The 20,519-nt window shown below is 37.8% G+C and carries 20 protein-coding genes; 6 read left to right on the plus strand and 14 right to left on the minus strand.

What is annotated here, in order from left to right; translation table 11 throughout:
• From J2T03_RS06655 to J2T03_RS06680, 6 genes are read right to left on the minus strand one after another with little or no spacing between them, the layout of a single operon-like run.
• Positions 1 to 651 (minus strand): class I SAM-dependent methyltransferase, encoded by a 651-nt coding sequence (locus J2T03_RS06655; RefSeq protein WP_307210183.1) that lies wholly within the window; start codon positions 649 to 651, stop codon positions 1 to 3.
• A gap of 2 nt (positions 652 to 653) precedes the next feature.
• Entirely contained in the window at positions 654 to 1,427 is a 774-nt protein-coding gene (locus J2T03_RS06660; RefSeq protein ID WP_307210185.1) for a heme ABC transporter ATP-binding protein, read from the minus strand.
• Positions 1,427 to 2,467 (minus strand): FecCD family ABC transporter permease, encoded by a 1,041-nt coding sequence (locus J2T03_RS06665; RefSeq protein ID WP_307210187.1) that lies wholly within the window; start codon positions 2,465 to 2,467, stop codon positions 1,427 to 1,429. The genes J2T03_RS06660 and J2T03_RS06665 overlap by 1 nt, the downstream gene beginning before the upstream one ends.
• Positions 2,451 to 3,329: a heme/hemin ABC transporter substrate-binding protein gene (locus J2T03_RS06670; RefSeq protein ID WP_306845582.1), complete on the minus strand. Its 879-nt coding sequence runs from the start codon at positions 3,327 to 3,329 to the stop codon at positions 2,451 to 2,453. The genes J2T03_RS06665 and J2T03_RS06670 overlap by 17 nt, the downstream gene beginning before the upstream one ends.
• Before the next feature lie 20 nt (positions 3,330 to 3,349).
• The gene (locus J2T03_RS06675; protein WP_306845580.1) at positions 3,350 to 4,459 is read right to left on the minus strand and encodes an HmuY family protein; all 1,110 of its coding nucleotides are present in this window, start codon (positions 4,457 to 4,459) and stop codon (positions 3,350 to 3,352) included.
• 16 nt (positions 4,460 to 4,475) lie between these two features.
• Entirely contained in the window at positions 4,476 to 6,581 is a 2,106-nt protein-coding gene (locus J2T03_RS06680; RefSeq protein ID WP_307210188.1) for a TonB-dependent receptor plug domain-containing protein, read from the minus strand.
• A 93-nt stretch (positions 6,582 to 6,674) separates the two neighbouring features.
• On the opposite strand from J2T03_RS06680, the gene J2T03_RS06685 reads away from it, so the two are divergent.
• Positions 6,675 to 7,469 carry a T9SS-dependent choice-of-anchor J family protein gene (locus J2T03_RS06685; RefSeq protein ID WP_306845577.1) on the plus strand — a complete coding sequence of 265 codons (795 nt, stop codon included), beginning with the start codon at positions 6,675 to 6,677 and terminating at the stop codon, positions 7,467 to 7,469.
• Between the two features lie 181 nt (positions 7,470 to 7,650).
• Positions 7,651 to 8,946 carry a T9SS type A sorting domain-containing protein gene (locus J2T03_RS06690; protein ID WP_307210189.1) on the plus strand — a complete coding sequence of 432 codons (1,296 nt, stop codon included), beginning with the start codon at positions 7,651 to 7,653 and terminating at the stop codon, positions 8,944 to 8,946.
• 110 nt (positions 8,947 to 9,056) lie between these two features.
• Here J2T03_RS06690 and J2T03_RS06695 read toward each other — a convergent pair whose 3' ends face one another.
• The 3 genes from J2T03_RS06695 to J2T03_RS06705 form a co-directional block, all read right to left on the minus strand.
• Positions 9,057 to 9,347 (minus strand): putative quinol monooxygenase, encoded by a 291-nt coding sequence (locus J2T03_RS06695; protein WP_306845574.1) that lies wholly within the window; start codon positions 9,345 to 9,347, stop codon positions 9,057 to 9,059.
• 87 nt (positions 9,348 to 9,434) lie between these two features.
• Positions 9,435 to 10,322, minus strand: coding sequence for a sulfite exporter TauE/SafE family protein (locus J2T03_RS06700; RefSeq protein WP_306845572.1), 888 nt, complete (start codon positions 10,320 to 10,322; stop codon positions 9,435 to 9,437).
• A gap of 114 nt (positions 10,323 to 10,436) precedes the next feature.
• Positions 10,437 to 10,844, minus strand: coding sequence for an RrF2 family transcriptional regulator (locus J2T03_RS06705; RefSeq protein ID WP_306845570.1), 408 nt, complete (start codon positions 10,842 to 10,844; stop codon positions 10,437 to 10,439).
• A 158-nt stretch (positions 10,845 to 11,002) separates the two neighbouring features.
• Between J2T03_RS06705 and J2T03_RS06710 the strand changes: the two genes are divergently transcribed.
• From J2T03_RS06710 to J2T03_RS06720, 3 genes are all read left to right on the plus strand, one after another.
• Positions 11,003 to 11,431, plus strand: a complete 429-nt coding sequence (locus tag J2T03_RS06710) for a DUF4268 domain-containing protein (protein WP_307210191.1) — start codon at positions 11,003 to 11,005, stop codon at positions 11,429 to 11,431.
• A gap of 209 nt (positions 11,432 to 11,640) precedes the next feature.
• The gene (locus tag J2T03_RS06715) at positions 11,641 to 11,796 is read left to right on the plus strand and encodes a hypothetical protein (RefSeq protein WP_307210192.1); all 156 of its coding nucleotides are present in this window, start codon (positions 11,641 to 11,643) and stop codon (positions 11,794 to 11,796) included.
• A 184-nt stretch (positions 11,797 to 11,980) separates the two neighbouring features.
• A complete protein-coding gene (locus J2T03_RS06720) occupies positions 11,981 to 12,619 on the plus strand; it encodes a hypothetical protein (RefSeq protein WP_307210194.1) in 639 nt (212 codons plus the stop codon).
• A gap of 253 nt (positions 12,620 to 12,872) precedes the next feature.
• Here J2T03_RS06720 and gldG read toward each other — a convergent pair whose 3' ends face one another.
• The 4 genes from gldG to kbl all read right to left on the minus strand — a co-directional run bounded on the left by gldG (position 12,873) and on the right by kbl (position 17,274).
• Positions 12,873 to 14,543 (minus strand): gliding motility-associated ABC transporter substrate-binding protein GldG, encoded by a 1,671-nt coding sequence (gldG, locus tag J2T03_RS06725; protein ID WP_307210196.1) that lies wholly within the window; start codon positions 14,541 to 14,543, stop codon positions 12,873 to 12,875.
• 4 nt (positions 14,544 to 14,547) lie between these two features.
• Positions 14,548 to 15,276, minus strand: a complete 729-nt coding sequence (locus J2T03_RS06730; protein WP_111960437.1) for an ABC transporter permease — start codon at positions 15,274 to 15,276, stop codon at positions 14,548 to 14,550.
• Positions 15,277 to 15,335: 59 nt separating this feature from the next.
• The gene (locus J2T03_RS06735) at positions 15,336 to 15,887 is read right to left on the minus strand and encodes a CopD family protein (RefSeq protein ID WP_307210197.1); all 552 of its coding nucleotides are present in this window, start codon (positions 15,885 to 15,887) and stop codon (positions 15,336 to 15,338) included.
• Between the two features lie 190 nt (positions 15,888 to 16,077).
• A complete protein-coding gene (gene kbl / locus J2T03_RS06740; RefSeq protein WP_307210199.1) occupies positions 16,078 to 17,274 on the minus strand; it encodes a glycine C-acetyltransferase in 1,197 nt (398 codons plus the stop codon).
• Between the two features lie 157 nt (positions 17,275 to 17,431).
• On the opposite strand from kbl, the gene J2T03_RS06745 reads away from it, so the two are divergent.
• Positions 17,432 to 18,310, plus strand: a complete 879-nt coding sequence (locus J2T03_RS06745; protein ID WP_307210201.1) for a cupin-like domain-containing protein — start codon at positions 17,432 to 17,434, stop codon at positions 18,308 to 18,310.
• A 212-nt stretch (positions 18,311 to 18,522) separates the two neighbouring features.
• Here J2T03_RS06745 and J2T03_RS06750 read toward each other — a convergent pair whose 3' ends face one another.
• Positions 18,523 to 20,445, minus strand: a complete 1,923-nt coding sequence (locus J2T03_RS06750) for a M1 family metallopeptidase (protein ID WP_307210203.1) — start codon at positions 20,443 to 20,445, stop codon at positions 18,523 to 18,525.
• Positions 20,446 to 20,519: the final 74 nt, after the last annotated feature.

Genomic DNA, 20,519 nt, shown 5'->3' on the forward strand with positions numbered 1-20,519 from the left:
TTATTTTTTTATGGTTAAAACTGTATAAATTCTATGAATGGTTTCGTTTCCTGATTTACTTTGTATATCTTCTTCTTTTTCAGAAATCTTCATTCTTTTGAAGTGGCTTCCGGAAACAAGCTGTTCCATTTCACTGTTGCTGTACATGGTGAAATTGTATTCTGTAAACGGCAGCGTCTGCATGAATTTTTTCTGTCCGAACGTAAGAACGAAAGTCCCGTCCTTCTTTAAAACTCTATAGATCTCATTGAGAAAGTCAACCGGATTTTCCCAGAAATATACTGTATTGACTGTGAATATCTTGTCAAAAATTTTGTCTTCAAAGGGAAGTTTTTTTCCTTCATACAGTACAAAATCTGCCTGGCTTTCAAAGCCTTTATTCAGTTTTCTGGCTTCATTGTACATGGTTTCAGAAATATCTACTCCTGTATATTTCAGATTCCGGGCTCTGCTTAAAATATTTTTAAGGTGTCCGGCATTGCCGTGCCCTATTTCAAGGATATGCTCATCATCTTCTATTAAAAGCGTCTTGATGCTTTCCATTGTCATGCTGATGTTGGTAGCGTTCATCATCTCACCGATCTCTATGCCTTTTTCTCCCTGTGGATTGGCAAGATTCTGTGCAAGGATTTTTAATTCATCTTTTTCCATGGTTATCCAAAAATGATCATTGGGTTATTTGTAATGGGGTGTCCGCAGATGGTGCACGGAAAATTGTACGCCTGGCTAATCGTTTCGGCGGTAAATACTTCCTGTGGTGATCCGTATGCGAAGACCTTTCCTGATTTCATTAATAAAATTTTGTCGGCAAACTGTGCGGCTAGATTCAGATCGTGGAGTACAACAATAGCGCTGTTGGCTTTTTTGGTGAAATTTTTAATAATCTCTAAAGCTTTGTACTGATGTTTTATATCTAAATTATTCAGCGGCTCATCCAGAAATACCAGTTTGTGGGCAATCTCATTTTCCAGCTGGGCCATTACTCTTGAAAGATGGACCCGCTGTTTTTCTCCTCCGGAGAGTGTATTGTATTCTCTGTCCTTCAGGTGATAAACATCCGTTTCGTACATCATTTTATTGGTCGCTTCAAGATCTTCCTTATGGGGCTGCGAATCAAAATACGGATAGCGTCCCATCATGACCACATCTTTTACATCCAGAGGGATCTCATTGGAATTATGCTGTGAAAATTTGGACTTATGCTGAGATAATATTTTCAATTCCCAGTCTGAAATGGATTTTTCCTTAAATAAAATTTCCTGCTTTCCCTGTTTTATTTCATTAGCCAAAACACTGAGTAGGCTTGACTTCCCGGCTCCGTTGGGTCCTACAATCGCTAAAAATTCGCCATAACCTAAAGAAACATCAACGTCCTCAAGAATATGAAAATCCTTGTGAAGGTAATTGATCTGATGCGCTTTTATCATTAGAGTGATTTTTTAAATTTAATTAAAATAGCGATAAAAATAGGCCCTCCGATCAGGGAGGTCAAAATACCGATCGGCAATTCTGATGGTGCCACAATACTGCGGCTGAATGTATCGGCTATCAACAGTAAAATACTTCCCAAAACCGCTGACAATGGTAAAATGAAAACATAATTTGATTTAAATAAAAGTCTTAAAATATAAGGTACGATAAGACCTACAAAACCAATCGTTCCTGAAAATGCCACACAGGTTCCCACCATTAATGAGGTGATGATCACAATCTGCTTTTTCAGTTTTTCAACGTTTATTCCTAAATGCTGTGCATCTCTTTCTCCTAACATCATCGCATTCAGCGCTTTTCCTTTTGGAAGCAAAATTGAGTAAGAAATAACGATCACTACAGCCAGAACAATATTCTTTGTCCAGGTAGCAGCGGCCAGACTTCCCATATTCCAGAACGTAAGATCTCTTAACTGTTCATCTTTTGATATATAAATAAGGAATCCTGTAATGGAAAAGCCGATAGATGTGATGGCCACACCGCTTAACAGCATCATGACAACATTGGTTTTCCCGGCGCTTGTAGAAATTCTGTATACAAGCATCATGGCCAATAAAGCCCCTAAAAAAGCTGAAATACCCACCAGTGAAAACTGGACTACTTCAGGAAGATATGGTTTGAAATGTCCTCCTAAAACAATGGCAATGGCAGCCAGTAACGTTGCTCCGGAAGTTAATCCTATTGCTTCCCCTGTCGCTAAAGGGTTTTTGAACAAACCCTGCAAACTTGTCCCTGAAACGGCAAGCATGCTTCCTATCAGAATGGCCATGATAATTCTGGATGCTCTTACATCCCAAATCACATATTTATCACTTAAAGATAAGCCCGGATCGCCTTTTATATATTGCCATAAAACTTTGAAGGCTGATGTTCCCCCAAATTCATAAACTCCTGTATTAAGCGCCAGTACTGCTATAATAACAAGCAGTACGGCACCTATAGTCAGATAAAAGTATAATTTACTTTGTGTTCTCAATTAGAAGTTTGTTTAATCCTACTGCTGCTTCTCCCAGTCTAGGTCCGAAACCTGAAACCAATCCTCCGTCCATTGCAATGATCTTTTTGTTTTTACCTGCGTTGGTTTGTGCTACGCCCGGCATTTTAAGAGCTCCTTCGTTTCCACCGGCACCCTGAAGTCCTGTTTCAAAGAAGAATAAAATATCAGGGTTAGCTTTTACAACAGCTTCCGGTGTTAATGGTTTGAAATCTTCAAAATCGTTCACTGCATTTTCTCCGCCAGCAAGACTGATCAGAGAGGCCATAGGTGTATTTTTACCTGCAACCATCAGCATGTTTCCTCTTGCGTAGATGAACAATACTTTTGGTTTTTTAGCAATAGGCTGGATCTGCTTCAGATCAGCATCGATTTTATCATTTAATTTCTGATAATCTGTATTTCCTACTGCTTTAGCTACGTCAGCAATAAGCTTTTTAGTCCCTTCTACGGTATATTCCTGCTTGAAAATCTCCGCCTGGATTCCTGAAGACCTGATCTTCGTCATCAATTCAGGGTTGATATCTTTTTCTGAACCTAAAATCAACGTTGGACTTACCGCCATAATCGGCTCGATCGTCATGGATCTTACGTGTCCAAGGTCTTTTGCCGTAGCTTTTAGTGTTGAAGGATATGTACTGGTAACATCTGTTCCCACAATTTCCTTCTCGTGGCCCAGTGCGCTTACAATTTCTGTAATTCCGCCGCTTAGCGTAACGATCTTGTTATTGGTTTTTGGAGCTTCGGAAGAGGTTTCTGTTGTATTCTCTTTTTTAGCACCTTCTGCTTTTTTGCATGAATATACTGCCATCAGAATGGAAGCTGCAAGGATTAATTTTTTCATGATATACTATTATTTGATTATTATAAAGGGTCAAATTCGAAATTGGTAGTGCCGCGGTGTCCGTCTTCACTCTTCATGGTATTGAACCTTAGCTTAAAGTAAAAGCCTTCAGTATCTTTCACAACAAAAAAACGGTCTGCGTATACGTGGGGTTGCGGGTTATCTGTTGTTCCCGTAGTGGTTCTCCATTTATCACCAAGAGCTCTCTGATCACTAAACACAAATTTTGACTGATCTACATCTCCTAATTTGAATGAATTGTAAGCCTGATCAAGGTTTCCAGCCGCAGTTACCTGGTATACTCCTACTCCGTTAAGGGTATTTGTCACCACAAAATCCGCAAAGAAATAGCTTCCGGCACTTACTCCCGGTGCTGTGAAGACTTCATTGGTAAACGTTGTAAAGCCAAGATCCCAACTTTTTTTCTTCGGCTGAATTTTTACCGGTGCTCCAACATTAAAACTGAAAAAAGTGAAATTGTAGTCTGTATCTTTTGGTACGAAATATTCACTATAACTTGTTGTATTTCCTACATCAGCGTAACGTATTTTATATCCGTTTAATGCTCTGAAAATCTGAATTTTCTTCCAGCCTCTGGCAGTACCTGATAAGCTAACTGAACCTGGCCCGATATTATCAGAAGACGGAATATCTCTTCCAAGGTTTAACAGATACACAGGGTTTTCCGCATCATTTTCTTTGATAGGCTCGATTCCTGAAGTCTGGGTAAGGAAATTACCGTTCGGATGATCAATATACTGCATATTCGCAGGATCAAATGTACCAACCATTATACTTCCTTTAAGGGCTGCAACATCTGTTTCAGTGACCGCTTTGATATCCGTTTTATTGGGGATTTTTGCTACTGTCATGGCAAGGGAACTGTTGATTACTACATGAAATCCATCTCCGGTATAGAAACCAAGATCCCAATCTGTCCTTTTATTGACAGAAGGTTTTTCATAATCACTTAAATCTATCCAAACCTGGTTCGGTTCGGTAGCGCCTCCTACTTTTACTTCTACTACAGATCCGGTAATAGGTGGTGCCGGAACGGGATCTTCATCAGCTGAAACACATGAATGTAAAGCGATAGCTGAAAAAAGTGCAAATATTTTTAAATAGTTCATAAGGGTAGCTTTTTGTTTAGAATTGATAGATTAATCTCGCGAAATAGCTTCTTCCGTAATACAGATTAAGACGGTCTGCAGCTCCGGTATGCGCAGTCCCAGCAGTAGCGGTTGTGTTAATAGTCGTTACATCAAATATATTTTTCACTCCCACAGAAAGTTCCATGTGATCTTTCCAGAACGGCTGGCTTACGATAAAGTCCATCATATGAAAGTCATCTGTTTTTCCAAGTCTGAAACCGGTTGCTTCAGTTTCCAGCACATAATTTCTTCCCGGACCTGTATATTTATAGTAAAGAGCAAAAGCGGTTTTGGTATTTTTTAATTTATAATTAGCCGATGCTCCTGCCTGAACAAGGTACTGATAGTCTGTAGGGGATGTATGATAGAGTCCGTTCAGGGCAACTGAAGTTCCGCTTACAGAACCTCTTAAGGATAATGCCAGCTGCTCTTTTTTAAAGTCTACATTGGCAGAGAACAGCATATTTCTGTACTTGTCCATATTCATATACTTGTAGGTAGAGGGATCTTTCACAAGTACCATTTCTATTCTGTCCCGTACATCCAAATATAATGCGTTAATGCTGTATCCAATTTTCCAGTCATTTGCCATAAAGTTCTGATCCCAGAAAGCGCCTGCTGAAAAACCTTTTTCAGGGTTCAGATCAGGATTCCCTTGTACATCATGATTGATATTGACGAAATAGGTATAAAGCTCATCATAGGTAGGAAAACGATTTGCAGTACCAGCTACAGCTCTTAAATTGGAATTTTCAGAAGTTTTATATCTTGCCGAAAGGGAGTAATTAAATTGATTATCAAAATTTTCACTTACGGATAGTCTTGCACCTGGTCTTACTGAAAATCGGTCTGAGATATTCCATTCTGCAGAAAGGAAGTTGGAATAAGTAAAGATTTTTCTCTTCACCGCTTCACCAAAGAAATCTCCGGCAATAAGGGCTGCATATCCATTCGTATAATCCAATTCGTAGCCAAGCTGAAAATCGAACGTTTTATTATTGAGAAAATTACTGAACATTCCTCTTGAATAGATCACATCTGTCTTATAATATGATCTGTCTTCCCTGCTGATTCTGACAGTTCTGTTTGGAATATCATAATTGTAATCCTTGTATTTTCTGTCCTGGTTCTGGTAAGAAAAATCTCCCATATACCGGATATTCCCAATATTGGTCTGAATATTAAACTGATGGCCCCATCGTTTGGTGTTATATTCCCGGTCTATACTTTCATAAAGTGCGCCACCCATTCCATCGTTCAGAGGAATCCTGTTAACCTCCGGATTGTAGAAATTGAATTTTTCGTACAGATAAGACAGTTTGTAGTAGAAAGAAGTTTTATTTTTTGAATACCGTATTAATGCAGAGGCATCGTACTGGTCTTTCGGGTTCCATTCAAAGCCTCTCTGATTGTCCCTTTCAAAATATTTATAGCCCTTACTCTCCCCTTCATACCCCATAAACTGGTTGTGATTAAAACTAATGTTGGCAAACCAGTTATTATCAATATTATAGTCTACATTAAGATTCTGAATATGCCTTCCGTTTCCTTTTTTCTTCAGGTCGTAATTATCCCTTACGGTTTCTTCCTGCAGGGAAGCTCTTACGTTTACTTTTTTTGTATTGCTTTTTTTGGTAATGATATTAATGACTCCTGCCACTGCTCCATTACCGTATTCTACCCCCATGCTTCCCTTTACAATCTCTATCCTTTCTACATTATTCAATGAAAGTTTGGTAAGGTCAATATTGCTTCCCAATCCTGTATCACCTACTACGGGGATATTATCTATCAGTACTTTTACATAATTGCCATCAAGACCCATCATATTGGCCGTAGAGTTTCCCGATCGGGTGTCCGGGGTAATCTGGATATTAAGGCTTTGATTTAAAACATCTGCAACATTCGTTGCTGCCATATTCTTTATCTGCTGGGCATCTATAACTTCAACTTTATATATTGATTTATTGATGGACTGCTGTGTGTACTGCCCTGTAATAACAACTTCCTCTATTTTATTTTTATTAAGAGAATCTTTTTCTTGTGCATTTATCCAAAAGGCAATGGATAATGATAGAACGGAAAGCACTTTCTTCTTCATAAAGCAAAAATTTTGGCAAATATAATGCTTTATTTAGAATAGTTAAAAATAAATACTTATTTTTGTAGAACAATTCTAAATAAAAATAACGTTATGAAATTAAAACTACTTTTAGGAACATTAATGTTTACGGCTTTTACAGCGAATGCACAAGTAGCAACGCTTAATGAAAATTTTGATGGATTTACAACAGGTACGGGTGCGGCCTGGCCTCAGAACGGATGGTCAAAAGTGGTTCCTCCGGGAGCGGGTCCTTTTATTTATGCCGACGGAACCACAGATAAATATGCACAGTTTTATACCCTCATGGCTCCAAACACTCCCGGTTATCTTATCACACCTCATATTGTCGCTCCCGATGGCACGAAATCTCTGAAATTTACTTATTCAATGACCACTGGTTCGGCAGGAACCGGAACTTTGGAAATAGGTTTAGTCTCTGCAGCCACTACTGCAGGTACAGCAGCTTTTACTTCAATCAGCCCGGTGTATGCATTAAATTCTGCGACTGAGCAAACAGTGACAATTAATGTACCTGCATCTGCCAATCAATATATTGCCTTTAAATTTATTGGGTCTGTACAACATGCTGCGCTACAGATAGATGATGTTATCTATGGTTCGTCTTCAACACTTGCTGTTTCAGATCACGTAAAATCCAAACAGGAAGTTCGCTTTGCTGTAAGTTCAGATAATACAGCTTTAGAATTCATCTTTAAGCAAGAACCTAAAAAAGTACAAATTTATTCGGCTGCAGGACAAAAAGCAGCAGAAGGAAAATTAAAAGGACACCAATTTGATATCAGCGGACTTCAGACAGGGACTTACTATATGTTGGTAGAAACTGCTGAAGGTTCGGTAGTAAAATCTAAATTTATCAAAAAATAAGGTTTATTAGACTAGTATTATGCCTTTTTAAAGCCGGCCGGAAATATTTCCAGCCGGCTCTTTTGTTTTATTTCAAAATAATATCAGGAAACACGACATAAATCATGTTTTTATTTAGAATGATTAAAAATAATTATATACTTTTGTGGAATCATTCTAAATAAGAATTTAAAAATCAGTTATGAAAACAAAACTATTATTGGCTTCAGTATTGGCTCTTTCTGTTCAGCAGACTGTCCTGGCTCAAACTGATGCATTAGGGTATACACAGGCAAATATGACGATGGGACCCTCCTACCAGAATCGTGTGTTTTTTAACCTGGCCGACGGCAATATGGTTTCCCAGCCAGCAAATACCTGGGATGTAGCTTTTTACAGAAACTCAAATTTTGCATTTGGATCAAGAGTTAATGATGCTATGAATATTGAAGTATATACAGCATCCACTACCCTGTCAGACTGGGACAATATTAACATAAGTAATATCGCCAGCTGGGGCGAGCCGTTATACAACCCTGACCAAACAACTGATATTAGCCAGGGGGCTTTCGAGCAGGGACCTGTTACATCACCCAACCCTAATATTCCATCAACAGGCTGGGGTGTTTACAATTCTTTAACTCATCACATTGAAGGAAAAGCAATTTTTGTTTTAAAATATACCACTTCCAATACGTATGTGAAATTTGCCATTGAAGATGCTTTTGGCGGCTATACCTTTAAATATTCCAAATGGAACGGAACAGCATGGGGCCCTACTGAAACAAGAACCATTGCTAACGGATCAGATGACGCCTATTTCAACTATTTCTCGTTTACTACAGGAGCAAAAGTTCCCAATATGGAACCGTCTAAAAGTGCATGGGACTTTATGTTTACGAAATATTACACTTTCTATAATAATATGATGATGTATCCTCTTACAGGAGCTATCCAGGGACCTAGTGTAAAAGTAGCAAAAGTGCAGCCTGAGACACAGGAAACAGCTACATTCTCTACACCCGCTGATGCTAATTTCTCTTCCAACATTACTACAATCGGCCATTCATGGAAAGGGATCGGAAACGTCTATAATAATGTCGTGTATTACGTGAAAAAAGGTAATGACTACTACAGAATGTACTTCACGACCAACGGAGGTGCCTCTACCGGAGATATGTATTTTAAATACAAAAAGATCACGGCTACTTTGGGAATAACGGAAGTGAGCAAAAAAGCATCTTTTGGGATCTATCCAAACCCCACAACAGCGGACAAAAAAGTGACTGTACTTTTTGATGTAAAGGAAAAAGCCAACAACAAGGGAAGCGTCGAGATTTATGACCTAACAGGGAAAAAAGTACACACTGCTGAACTGACCAACCAGACAGGCTTTTACAAGCATGACCTGAACTTATCACATCTTACTGCAGGAAATTATTTAGTAAAAATCAATTTTGGAGGCAGTACGGAAACGAAAAAACTTATTGTAAAGTAAACTCAAAATTTTAATACTTTCTATTTTTTCTAATCAAAAGTCGGTTTCAATATTCTGAAACCGACTTTTATATTCTTTTTTGAAATCTCTGAATTTTTAAATGTCTTAAATCAATAAATTTTAAACCCTTTATAAATTTCTGCAGAGCTTTCCATAATTTTTGAGGCATCTTTACGGAAATCCAGAAGATGATCCTGCCCGTTGTGCCTGTTATGGTGCTCAACACTTTCCCACAACTCAATCAGAAAGAAAGTTCCTTTGTTGTCTTTATCTTCAATAAGATCATACTGAAGGCATCCTTCCTCTTTTCTGGTCTCTTTTACAAGGTTCTGAAACAGTTCCACAGCATCCATCAGATAGTTTTCGTTAAACTTAAAAAGTGCTACTATATGCAAATTCATGTTCTATTATTTAAGGTGTAAAAGTAGAATATTTTCAAAGCTAAAAATGTTTTCGATGCATTTATTTTTTTATAAAGCCCATAAATTTTACTTGAAAACTGATTTATAAATAGTTATGAAACTCATCACAATTACAAGGGTTCCTATAACAATGAACATTTTTTTAACAGGAAGTTTTGCTGTAAGCATGGCAGAAAAAGGAGCAGTAATGATCCCTCCTATCAAAAGACCAAGAATAATATTCCAATGCTGGATCCCAAGAGTAAAAAAGAAGGTCACAGCAGCGGTGATGGTCAGGATAAATTTGGCAACCGTAGAACTGCCGACTGCAAACCTGGGAGTGAAAGCGTTTTTAATAAGGGTCCCGGTAACCAGTGGCCCCCAGCCGCCTCCTGCAAACGAGTCTATAAAACCTCCGATCACGCCAAGTCTTGTAAGATTGGTTTTTCTTTTCATTGCCTTGTTCTGCTTATTTTTAAAAGCATTGGACAGAATCTGAATTCCCAGATAAAGCGTGTAGAAAGCGATAAGCGTTTTTGTGATCTTGGCATAATATTCTCCTAAATAGGTCAAACTTACCGCCCCAATAATAGCTCCTATAACTGCAGGAACAGCAAGTTTTTTAACCAGACCCTTACTTACATTTTTAAGTTTTATATGACTTAAACTTCCTGCAGCTGTAGTAAAGCTTTCAGCAGAATGAATACTGGCGCTTACAATATGAGGGGGAATATTCAGGAATAAAAGCGTTGTTGTGCAGATCACTCCATAGCCCATGCCCATGGATCCGGCTACAATCTCTGCGAAAACGCCAACCAGCATCATCCAGTAAAAAATATAATTGTCTTTGGCAAGAATATTCAGCAGCTCATCCAGATAGCCCATTTCATACATGGATAAAACAGCAATCAGCAATACCGCGGCCGTGATAAAGAATACATTGAGTCTTATCTGGATTTTTCTTGAAATTATCATATTACAATATCATTATAGCTCCAGGTCTACCGTTTCATTTGGAGTATTGCAAATATCAAATAAAAATATTACCCTACCAAAAAAGTAGACTAATTATTCAAAAAAAGGATCGGGTTAGTCAACCAGATCCATCAAAGTTTTTTTCTCAAGAATATTTAGAGAGGCATCACGGACTTCTATGAGCACATCATGCAGTCCGCAATGATCTTCATTGCAGTCCTCACATTTTTCATAGAAATTTAAGCTGACACAAGGCAACATGGCAATAGGGCCGTTTACGAGACGGATGATTCTTGCCAGTTTTACATTTTCAGGATTTCCTTTTAAAAAGTACCCTCCTCCTTTTCCTTTTTTACTGTCAAGGATATCTGCTTTTTTCAGTTCCAGCAGAATATTTTCTAAAAACTTCAAAGGAATCTTCTTATGTTCCGCAATTTCGGAAATAAGGACCGGGCCATCATTCCTTTTTTCTACAAGGTATGAAAGCGCTTTAAAAGCATATTGGGATTTTTTTGAAAGCATTACAGCAAAAATAAGAAAATAGTTTGAATTAGATAAATGGAGAAATAATGATCTGAAAAAAGAATACATCACAAAAGAGTAAAGATTTTAACTCTTCCTGATCTCTTTGCCTACCCTATACTTTGCCCTTTTCCTATTAAATTCTTAAGTTTGCTCATATGTTCAGTAAACAAGAAGCACAGCAGCTAAAAAAAGAATTTTGGACGGCTTTTGGAAAGTCTTTTCCGAGAAAATGGATCCTGTATGATACCAAGATCAAGGATCTGTCATTTAAATTTTATGCTGACAATAAAAAAGCAGCAGTCTCATTGGATATAGAAATGAAAGATGAGATCTTCCGGAATGCTTATTATGAAAAGATATGGTCTTTGGAAGACATTCTGAAAGATTTTATAGGCGATTTCCAAAAGGAAGAGCATTTTACCCTTGATAACGGAAAAGTAATCAGCAGGATCTGGGTTGAAAAACATCATGTTTCCATATTCAATAAAAATTCATGGCAGGAAACTTTCGAATTTTTCCGGGAGAAAATGGATGGTTTTGAGAGGTTTTACTATGAATATGAAGATTTTATAAAGGATGTTTAAGCTCAGACTGAACAACCATATTAAATATCCTCACATGGATAGTTTTAAATTTTACGGACAAGAATATTTGCTATAGCTTAATAAATTTTTGCTTCTGAAACCAATCTGCCGTCGGCAATTTCTTAACAAAAAATTCTTATTATAAAAGCCCAGATATAATTCTGTAATTCTTTGATTTTAAATATATTTGCACTTACAAAAACTAATCCATGAAAACAGAATACAGAGATGAGAATTTTAAGCTCAAAGACAGTCCGCATGCTTTGAAAAAAAATTCAGATGGTATGGACATTTTATATCTTACCAAAATCTTAAAAATAAGCAATGTCATTCTGACTGCTTCCTTGTGCCTTCCTGACATGTAAATAAGGAATTTCTGCCGTAATTATAGAAATATTACAAAATATAAAAAATGGCCCTGAAAATGCAGTACTATAATCTGTATAAAAAATGCATCAAATTCTTTATTATCAACATAAAAGTATCATAAATCTACACTAAGGAAAGAAATCAATACACTGATAACACAACATACATTAACTACTAACCATGAAAAAAGTATATAAAAACATTTTTGGAGAAGTGATTTCAAAAGCAAAAGCAGAGAAACTGGACGATTATCATTTATATTATTATGAAAAAGATTCCGAAGCACTGAAAGAAATCGAGTTTCTCGCTGAAGATGAAATATACAATATTAATTATTTTATGAGCCACGATGAGGATGAAGAGCAGATTATCAATTATCTGAAGGAGAAATCTGATCTTTTCGATATTGAAAAGAAGGAATCTGCCGGAGACTTCATTATTGCCACCAACAAAATATACTCATTAACCGTAGATGAAAAGCCTCTGATATCAAAAACGGTTTTTTATCATGATGATCCTGAAAATTTTATATGTTCCCAGATCCTGAACTCTGAAACACTGGAACCTATCCCGGAAAGAACAACAAAATGCTGGTACACTTCTGATGAAAATGGCGAAAAATATGCTGCTATAGAGTTCAGTTATCAAGAAGACGGAAAACTTGAACTTGCTATCGATAAAACACCCAACCCTGATAATGATCTGGAATGGGAACACTATGAATATTCCACTTTTAAGGATCTACAAAGTAAAATTCCAACTGATATAAGCTACTACAAGACCGCCAGGCTGCTTCCTGAGACTGTAGAGCAAGAGTAATAAGAGAATTCTATTTCAATAAAAATTAAACGTTTCTTATATTTCATGCTTACTCAAAATAAACATGGCCAGGATCTAAAGTAATCTGGAGGCCGGAGCAGATAAAAATGTAAATCTAATAATCGAAAAACCGCTCTGGACTATGTGAAACCGCTGAAGTGGGAACATATTCTCACAGTTTTGAAAGGATAAACACTACTAATTAGAAGATTCATAATAAAAAAGAGAAACCTCCCAGTCTCTCTTTTTTATATTACCCAAACTTCCTCTTCCTCAGCCAAAAGAACAGGCCTCCCAACAGGCCAATCACCACCAAAGGCAGTAATAAATTCAGCCACTGCCAGTTTGTTTTTTCTTCCGTGATACGGTTTCGGTCCAGAAGCCTTTCTTCAATGTTTCTATTTCGGAGAGCCATCAGATTACTATCATCCAAAAGATAATCGAGCGCATTTCTAAGAAACTGTTCGTTTCCAAACTCTTGATTGGTGAGACGGTCAATTCCCATCGGAAGCGGCTCGCCTTTGTGCATTTTATTTCTTCCTACGTCTCCGTCCGCGATGATGATCATTTTGTTTTCAGGGCTCTGACTTTTAAATCCGGGATAACCTTTCCTTTCAATTCTTGAGGCATAAGCAGAATTAAACTTCCCTTCCAGTGCAACGGCAAAGATTTTCGGGGTGCTTGGTTTTTCCATCTGACCCAGACTGTCTACACTGGCAATTTCTTTCAGGTCCACATAGTTGGGAACCTGCTTCAGTAGCGTTCTTTCGCTAGATTCAAAAAGCACTTTTGTCTTAATATTTTTTCTTCCTCCCAAAGTATCAATGGAAGTTGGAAATTCAAACTTTACCGGATTGATATTTTTCGTGATCGGATTATCGTTCTCAGCAATTCCCAATGGAAAATAAGGCCACGGCAGGCTTGTATACTGAGGGTTCCCTCCTACTTCGCCCGTAACCAGCTTCAGAAGTGCAAATTTCTTTACATCCTTCACCAGCGCAGGATTGATCCTGATTCCGTAATTGAAAAAGAAATCCGTCATATTGATATCCACTGGGAAAGGCATTACCTTTTGAGACCTTGGCAGCGTATCCATTTCAGCATTTACGGCATCGATCATCCAAAGCGTTTTACCTCCATTCATAATGAACTGGTCAAGGATCACTTTTTCATTATCTGTAAATGCTTTTCTCGGTTTTGCAATGACCAGGGCACTCATCTGTTTCAGCAAAGGAAGATCTTCCTGGGTAAGTTCTGTCTGGTTCTTGGGTATAACCGGTCCTGCATCGTAATTTTCCAGTGCCAGCTGCATAAAGCCATGGAACTCTTCAGGCCCTAGCTCGTCATGATTCACAAGAATTCCTACCTTTTTTCTCTTATTGGCTGCAATATTCTTGATATTGGAAACAAGGCTGTATTCCAGACCTTCTATAGATCTTGTCAGCTGCTGATCAGCATCTATTCCAGCCTGCTGTACAACCAGCGGAATAGAAACTCCCCTTTTATCATATTTTATGACAGCATAAGGAAAAAGGGTAATCTGGGAAATCTTTCCGTCTTTAACATCCGGAAGGACAGAAGGCTGCATTCCCATCGCCATCAGCGTATCCTGGGACATTTTTGTTTTAATAGGATCAATAAATCTGAAATCGATCTTCGGATTGATCTTTCTGAACTCTTCCAGCATAAATCTGGTCTCGCTCTGAAGCTGTTTAAAGCTTGCCGGAAAATCACCCTCAAGATAAACATCTACCATAAGCGGCTTTTTCACCGATTCCAGCACCTTTACCGTATTATCTGAAAGTGTATATCTTTTTTCTTTGGTTAAATCTAATCTGATTCCTGAATACGTAAGCAGGATAACCAAAGGGACCACTGCAATTAAGAAAATTCCTAACGGAGATTTAATATTGAACTTCTTCATAATGCTACTTCTTTTTAGTGATAAAATGGTTGGACAATAATAACGTAGCACCAATGATCAGAATAAAATAAGCCACATCTTTAAGATCAATAAGGCCTCTGGTAAAACCAAGAAAATGCTGATAAAATCCTATATTCTGAAGGATGAAATCTGCACCGCCCAACAGTTTATAGCTTGCAAGCTGTTCTATTCCGAAATACATGATAAAGCACATAAAAACTCCTAAGAGATAGGCCATGATCTGGTTCTGAGAAAGTGAAGAAGCAAGAATTCCGACTCCAGAGAAAGCGGCAATTAAAACGATTAATCCAATATAGCTTCCGAAAGTCATTCCAAGGTCAATATTTCCTGCCGGAACCCCTAAAACGTATACGGTATAAAGATAAATCAGTGACGGAATAAGACATAAAACTCCAACAATCCACACCGAAAGGAATTTTCCTGCGACCAGGTCTGAAACTTTTAATGGCTGGGAAAACAGCCAGTTCAGCGTTCCCGTCTGCTGCTCTTCTGCAAAGGTTTTCATAGAAAGTGCAGGAATAATAAACATCAGCAGCCATGGAACCAGTACAAAATAGCTCTGCAGGGAGGCCATCCCGATGTCAAAAATATTAGAATCATTCTCGAAGAAAAACAGGAAAAGAGCGGTTATGAGACTGAATGCAGCGATGATCACCCATGCGCTCCAGTTTCCAAAGTAACTCCAAAGTTCCTTCTTTAAAATTGCAATCATAGTTTTTTTGTAAAATGTAAAAGCTAAAATGTATTCATTCATACATTCTGCTTAAACAATTATTTGTTTTTTTTATTCTTATTAACGAGTTTAACGGTCATCATGATCAGAAATACAAGAACGAAAAATCCTGCAATTAATTGCCACCAGTACTCAATAACTGAAGATTTCAGGATTACTGTAAACACCACCAGGAACAGAATGAACGTTGCAATTTCATTGGCCTGTCTCAGCTTGATATTAGGGGTTTCCATAGTCTCTCCGTTCAGTTCTTTCAGTTTCAGTACTTTTTTCCAGCACCAGTAATGATAAGCGGCAAGACCGATCAGGAAGGTCAGTTTCAAATGAAACCAAGGCATTTTCATCAGCCCGGTATTCAGAAAGATCATGACAATTCCACAGACTGCCATAATAATACCTGCCGGAACGGTGATGATATTCCACAGCCTTCTGGCCATGAATGTGTACTGTTCTCTCAGGATCTTCTTTTTCTCTTCAGCAAACTCATCCGTATCCTTATAGTAAACAAAAATTCTTACGAGATAAAAAATTCCCGCAAAATAGCTTACCATGAAGATAATATGCAGTGCTTTGATTATGGTATAAAGCATTTTTTAAAATAATGGCAAATATAATGTTAATAACAAAAATATTTGATAGAAATATTAATAAAAATGCCTCGGCTTCACCCAGCATGACATGGCTTATACTAACTGTTTTAATTTTAATCTAAAATCAAACGTAATAATGAACATTGTCATGCTAAGCAAAGCCGAAGCATCTATATCCTGAATTTTTTAGTTAAGAAATAACACCAAGCTCCTTTCCTACTTTTTCAAAAGCAGCAATCGCTTTATCAAGATGTGCTCTTGTGTGGGCAGCAGAAAGCTGTACCCTGATTCTTGCTTTTCCTTTCGGAACCACAGGATAGAAGAAACCGATTACGTAGATGCCTTCGTCCATCAGCTTTTCAGCCATTTTCTGGGCAAGAGGCGCATCGTATAGCATAACCGGGACAATTGCAGCATCACCTTCCGGAATATCAAATCCTTTGGTAACCATCTCTTTTCTGAAATATTCTGCGTTTTCCATTACCTGATCACGAAGTGAAGTATCTTCAGAGATCATATCCAAAACTTTCAGTGCAGCTCCTACAATACCAGGCGCTAATGAATTCGAAAATAAATATGGACGTGAACGTTGTCTCAGCATATCGATGATCTCTTTTTTACCGGAAGTAAATCCTCCAAGAGCTCCTCCCAAAGCTTTCCCCAGGGTAGAAGTAATAATGTCTACTCTTCCCATCACTTCATTGGCTTCATGAGTTCCGCGGCCGGTTTTCCCGATGAAACCTGTAGCATGGGAATCATCAACCATTACCAATGCGTTGTATTTATCAGCAAGATCACATACTCCTTTCAGGTCTGCTACAATACCGTCCATAGAGAAAACTCCGTCTGTAACGATGATTTTAAAACGGTGCTCTTTTTCGGAAGCAGCGATCAACTGTGCTTCCAGATCAGCCATATTATTGTTTTTATAACGGTATCTTGCCGATTTACAAAGGCGTACCCCATCAATGATTGATGCATGGTTCAGTTCATCCGAAATAATAGCATCTTCTTCAGTAAACAATGGTTCAAAAACACCACCGTTCGCATCAAAGCATGCTGCATACAGAATAGTATCTTCAAGCCCTAAGAAGTCTGCAATTTTCTTCTCCAGCTGTTTGTGGATATCCTGTGTTCCGCAGATAAAACGTACAGAAGACATTCCATAACCGTGAGATTCTATCATGTCCTGGGAAGCTTTCATTACTTCCGGATTGTTTGATAAACCCAGGTAGTTATTCGCACAGAAGTTTAAAAGCTTCTTTCCGTTGGCTTCAATTTCTGCACTCTGCTGTGAAGTGATGATTCTTTCTCTTTTATAAAGACCATCATTTTCAATGTTTTGCAGCTCGTTCTGTAAATGCTGAAGATATTTTTCAGAGATCATTTTTAGTAATTTTTTAGATGTGCTAATTTAATAAAAAGGCGTTAAATATCAGCTTTTATAAGTTTAATTCTAAAAATAGGATTCATTTTCAGTTTTAACATAATTAGTCTACTAATTTAGTAGGATAATAATTATATTTGTCTACAAATTGAGGAATATGAGATTGACTCCAATACAAAAAGTAAAGAAAATACGTTCCGGCAGCTTTATAAACAATCACATGAAGTCCCGTTTCCCTGTTATTATGGAGGATTTTATTGATCCTAAAAGTCCTGCTTTCAGGAAATGGAGCTATGAATACTTCAAGGAAATAGCCGGCGACCACAAAGTCAATATTTATGGAAGCGAGCTGGAATCTCTGGATAAAGTGGCAAGCAGCCCAATCGGTCAGACTACATTTGCTGAATATCTTGATCTGATCAGCAGCGCCCCTACAGAACACAGATTATTTTTATTTAATCTGCTTTCTATCAGGCCGGAACTTAAGGATGACATTCATTATAATGATGTTACAAACGGGAAAATATTGAAATGGCTTCCTTTTATGTTCTTCGGGGGTGAAGGTTCTGTTACCAGAAATCATATTGACATAGATATGTCCCATGTTTTTATTACCCAGTTTCATGGGATCAAAAGGATATGGCTTTTTCCATGGGAGCAGTCAGATCTCATGTACAAACTGCCTTATAACTTTCACAGCTTACCGAATATTAAAGATCCGGACTACAGAGAATTTCCGGCTCTGCTCTACCTGGACGGCTATGAAGCTGTATTAGAACCTGGTGAGACGCTCTATATTCCTTCCGGCTGGTGGCATTATATACAATATGAAACTGAAGGCTATTCTGTTTCTGTAAGAGCCCTCCCGTCCAGTCTTCTGGAAAAATGGCGCGGGTTCAAAAATATGGTCATAACAAGAAATTTTGACAATATCATGCGAAAGCTCTTTAATGAAAAATGGTTCCAATACAAAGTAAAAATTGCCCGAAAAAGAGCAGCAACAGCGTCCAGAAAACAAAAAACCTTTCTAATCTGAAAGTCTTCAGTATCATTTAACCATTAAAATATGTAACAATGGAATTTATATACATAATATTATCCGCTGAACGTCCTCTGTATATCTTTTATCCAATCTTTTAAATTGTTTCAAGTATAAAAGATAAAACCTTCATTGCTGAAGGTTTATCGGACATTTAAAAAATTTTCTGTAAGCTCAGATTCATTTCCGTCAGTAACAGAAGAATGATGCTATTGCTTTAAAAACTTGATATTTTTTTCATTAATAGTAAAAATATAGGATCCCGGAACCAGTTCTGAGATTCTAACTGCTTTTCCTGGCTGATATACATCTTTTCTGATCAGTTTCCCATCCATAGAATGAATGGAATACCCAACAGCCTTATCAATTCCTTTTATATACAGCTCATTTTTCGCAGGATTTGGATAGAGCGCAAAATCTTCTTTCTCTACGGATGATACACTTAATGTATTGTCCTGAACCACCGTAGAGTTTTTCTCCAGAATCTGGTATTCATAATTAAATTCAACACTGGCCACAGGGAAAGAAATTGTTTCAAGGAAATACTGATTATCAGAAGTATGATTCAGCACAAAATAAGCAGTCTGTCCGCCGGTTCCGTTGACTTTGATTGGTAACGGCATTTCAAAATAGCTTACTGAAGGGCTGCTTTGGGTTTGGGAAACTTTAAAAAGAATCTGATTTCCGGTCTGTTTCCATTTTGTCGTATAGGTCGGATAACCTTCACCATACAACCAGTCATTAAAAAATCCTGTAAAATCTTTTCCTGTAGACTGTAGCAATGATGCATTAAAATCTGCAGTTCTCACATAATTATAAGCTAAAGCCGGTCTTGCATGATATTCTCTTATCGCCTGGTAAAAAGCTGTATCACCAAGGATCCATTTGATCATTCTTAAAATATAAGCTCCTTTTGTATAACTGAGCCTGTTACTGAATATTCTGCTTACACTGGAAAGTCCGGAATCCGGAACGTAAGTAGAACCACCGGGAGCAGAAGTAATATTGTTAATCTCACCCAGCAGAAAGTTCTTGAACTCAGCATTGGTCATCAATAGTTTTTCATTCGCAAGAATAGCTCCAAAAGTAGCAAACCCTTCATTCAGCCAGATATCATTCCAGGCACCACAAGTCACCTTATCTCCAAACCACTGATGGGCAAGCTCGTGGGCAATAAGCCCTTTGCTCCAGCTTCCCATGGACGACATGGTCTGGTGTTCCATTCCTCCTCCATAGGTAAACTCCATATGTCCGTATTTTTCATTACGGAAAGGATAAGGCCCGAAATAGGTTTCGAAAGTATTCATGATCGTTTTTGTCCACTCAATATTAGACATACTTGTCGGATTCGCATTGGTAGACGGATAAACATAATTTACGAAAGGAAACGGCGGATTTCCCATGGTGTCATTCAGTTTAACGAAATTGGTAATGGAAAGGGCAATCAGGTACGCCGATGTGGGATAAGCTGTTCGCCAGAAAGTAAGTTTCTGACTTCCCGGAAGGACTGTTTCAGACATCAGTTTTCCATTGGCTGCAACGTTATACTGTGAAGGTGTGGTAATTTTGAAATCAAATTTTTCGATCTTATCATTAAGGCTTTGTTTTGTTGGAAACCAATCCTGCGCACCATAAGGCTCACTTAATGTACAGACAATAGGTGTTCCGCCCTGTGTAGTCGTTGTAAAAGCGTTCTGTGTAGCAGAAGGAGCACCGGAATAATGAATCGTTAACGAATCAAGGGTATTTGCCGGAATTGAAGCCGGAAAATCTATTTTCACTTCTTTTGTCGGCAGCTGTTGGAAAGCAAGATTGCTTCCATGATACTGCACCTGAGAAACGACCAGGATATCCGACAGGTCAAAATAAATACTGCTCATATTCTGATTAGGTTTGAAATGAGAGGTCACAGAACCTGAAATATTGTATACTGCAGGATCTAAAGTGACATTCATTCTCTGATACTGAAGGTCATAATTTAAAGTGTTGGGATTAATATTGTAGGCGGTCATTTTCTTTGCAAAAGCATTCATTTCTTTTGCGATGAGCCCTTTCATTTCGATATTTTGATCCTGGCCACAGAACAGCTGGGAAACCAGAAACCCCAGAATTAGAAGATAAAATTTTCTCATACTCAGAATATTAGATATTAACCAAAGATAAAAAAAACCTTCTAATCATTGATTAAAAGGTTTTTAGATTATTA

This window comes from Chryseobacterium lathyri (assembly GCF_030812195.1).
In the GTDB taxonomy this organism is placed as follows: Bacteria; Bacteroidota; Bacteroidia; order Flavobacteriales; family Weeksellaceae; genus Chryseobacterium; species Chryseobacterium lathyri_A.

Coding starts and splice junctions, on each gene's coding strand:
- J2T03_RS06655 (WP_307210183.1), bottom strand. CDS start 651: ATGGAAAAAGATGAATTAAAAATCCTTGCACAGAATCTTGCCAATCCA.
- J2T03_RS06660 (WP_307210185.1), bottom strand. CDS start 1,427: ATGATAAAAGCGCATCAGATCAATTACCTTCACAAGGATTTTCATATT.
- J2T03_RS06670 (WP_306845582.1), bottom strand. CDS start 3,329: ATGAAAAAATTAATCCTTGCAGCTTCCATTCTGATGGCAGTATATTCA.
- J2T03_RS06675 (WP_306845580.1), bottom strand. CDS start 4,459: ATGAACTATTTAAAAATATTTGCACTTTTTTCAGCTATCGCTTTACAT.
- J2T03_RS06680 (WP_307210188.1), bottom strand. CDS start 6,581: ATGAAGAAGAAAGTGCTTTCCGTTCTATCATTATCCATTGCCTTTTGG.
- J2T03_RS06685 (WP_306845577.1), top strand. CDS start 6,675: ATGAAATTAAAACTACTTTTAGGAACATTAATGTTTACGGCTTTTACA.
- J2T03_RS06690 (WP_307210189.1), top strand. CDS start 7,651: ATGAAAACAAAACTATTATTGGCTTCAGTATTGGCTCTTTCTGTTCAG.
- J2T03_RS06695 (WP_306845574.1), bottom strand. CDS start 9,347: ATGAATTTGCATATAGTAGCACTTTTTAAGTTTAACGAAAACTATCTG.
- J2T03_RS06700 (WP_306845572.1), bottom strand. CDS start 10,322: ATGATAATTTCAAGAAAAATCCAGATAAGACTCAATGTATTCTTTATC.
- J2T03_RS06705 (WP_306845570.1), bottom strand. CDS start 10,844: ATGCTTTCAAAAAAATCCCAATATGCTTTTAAAGCGCTTTCATACCTT.
- J2T03_RS06710 (WP_307210191.1), top strand. CDS start 11,003: ATGTTCAGTAAACAAGAAGCACAGCAGCTAAAAAAAGAATTTTGGACG.
- J2T03_RS06715 (WP_307210192.1), top strand. CDS start 11,641: ATGAAAACAGAATACAGAGATGAGAATTTTAAGCTCAAAGACAGTCCG.
- J2T03_RS06720 (WP_307210194.1), top strand. CDS start 11,981: ATGAAAAAAGTATATAAAAACATTTTTGGAGAAGTGATTTCAAAAGCA.
- gldG (WP_307210196.1), bottom strand. CDS start 14,543: ATGAAGAAGTTCAATATTAAATCTCCGTTAGGAATTTTCTTAATTGCA.
- J2T03_RS06730 (WP_111960437.1), bottom strand. CDS start 15,276: ATGATTGCAATTTTAAAGAAGGAACTTTGGAGTTACTTTGGAAACTGG.
- J2T03_RS06735 (WP_307210197.1), bottom strand. CDS start 15,887: ATGCTTTATACCATAATCAAAGCACTGCATATTATCTTCATGGTAAGC.
- kbl (WP_307210199.1), bottom strand. CDS start 17,274: ATGATCTCTGAAAAATATCTTCAGCATTTACAGAACGAGCTGCAAAAC.
- J2T03_RS06745 (WP_307210201.1), top strand. CDS start 17,432: ATGAGATTGACTCCAATACAAAAAGTAAAGAAAATACGTTCCGGCAGC.
- J2T03_RS06750 (WP_307210203.1), bottom strand. CDS start 20,445: ATGAGAAAATTTTATCTTCTAATTCTGGGGTTTCTGGTTTCCCAGCTG.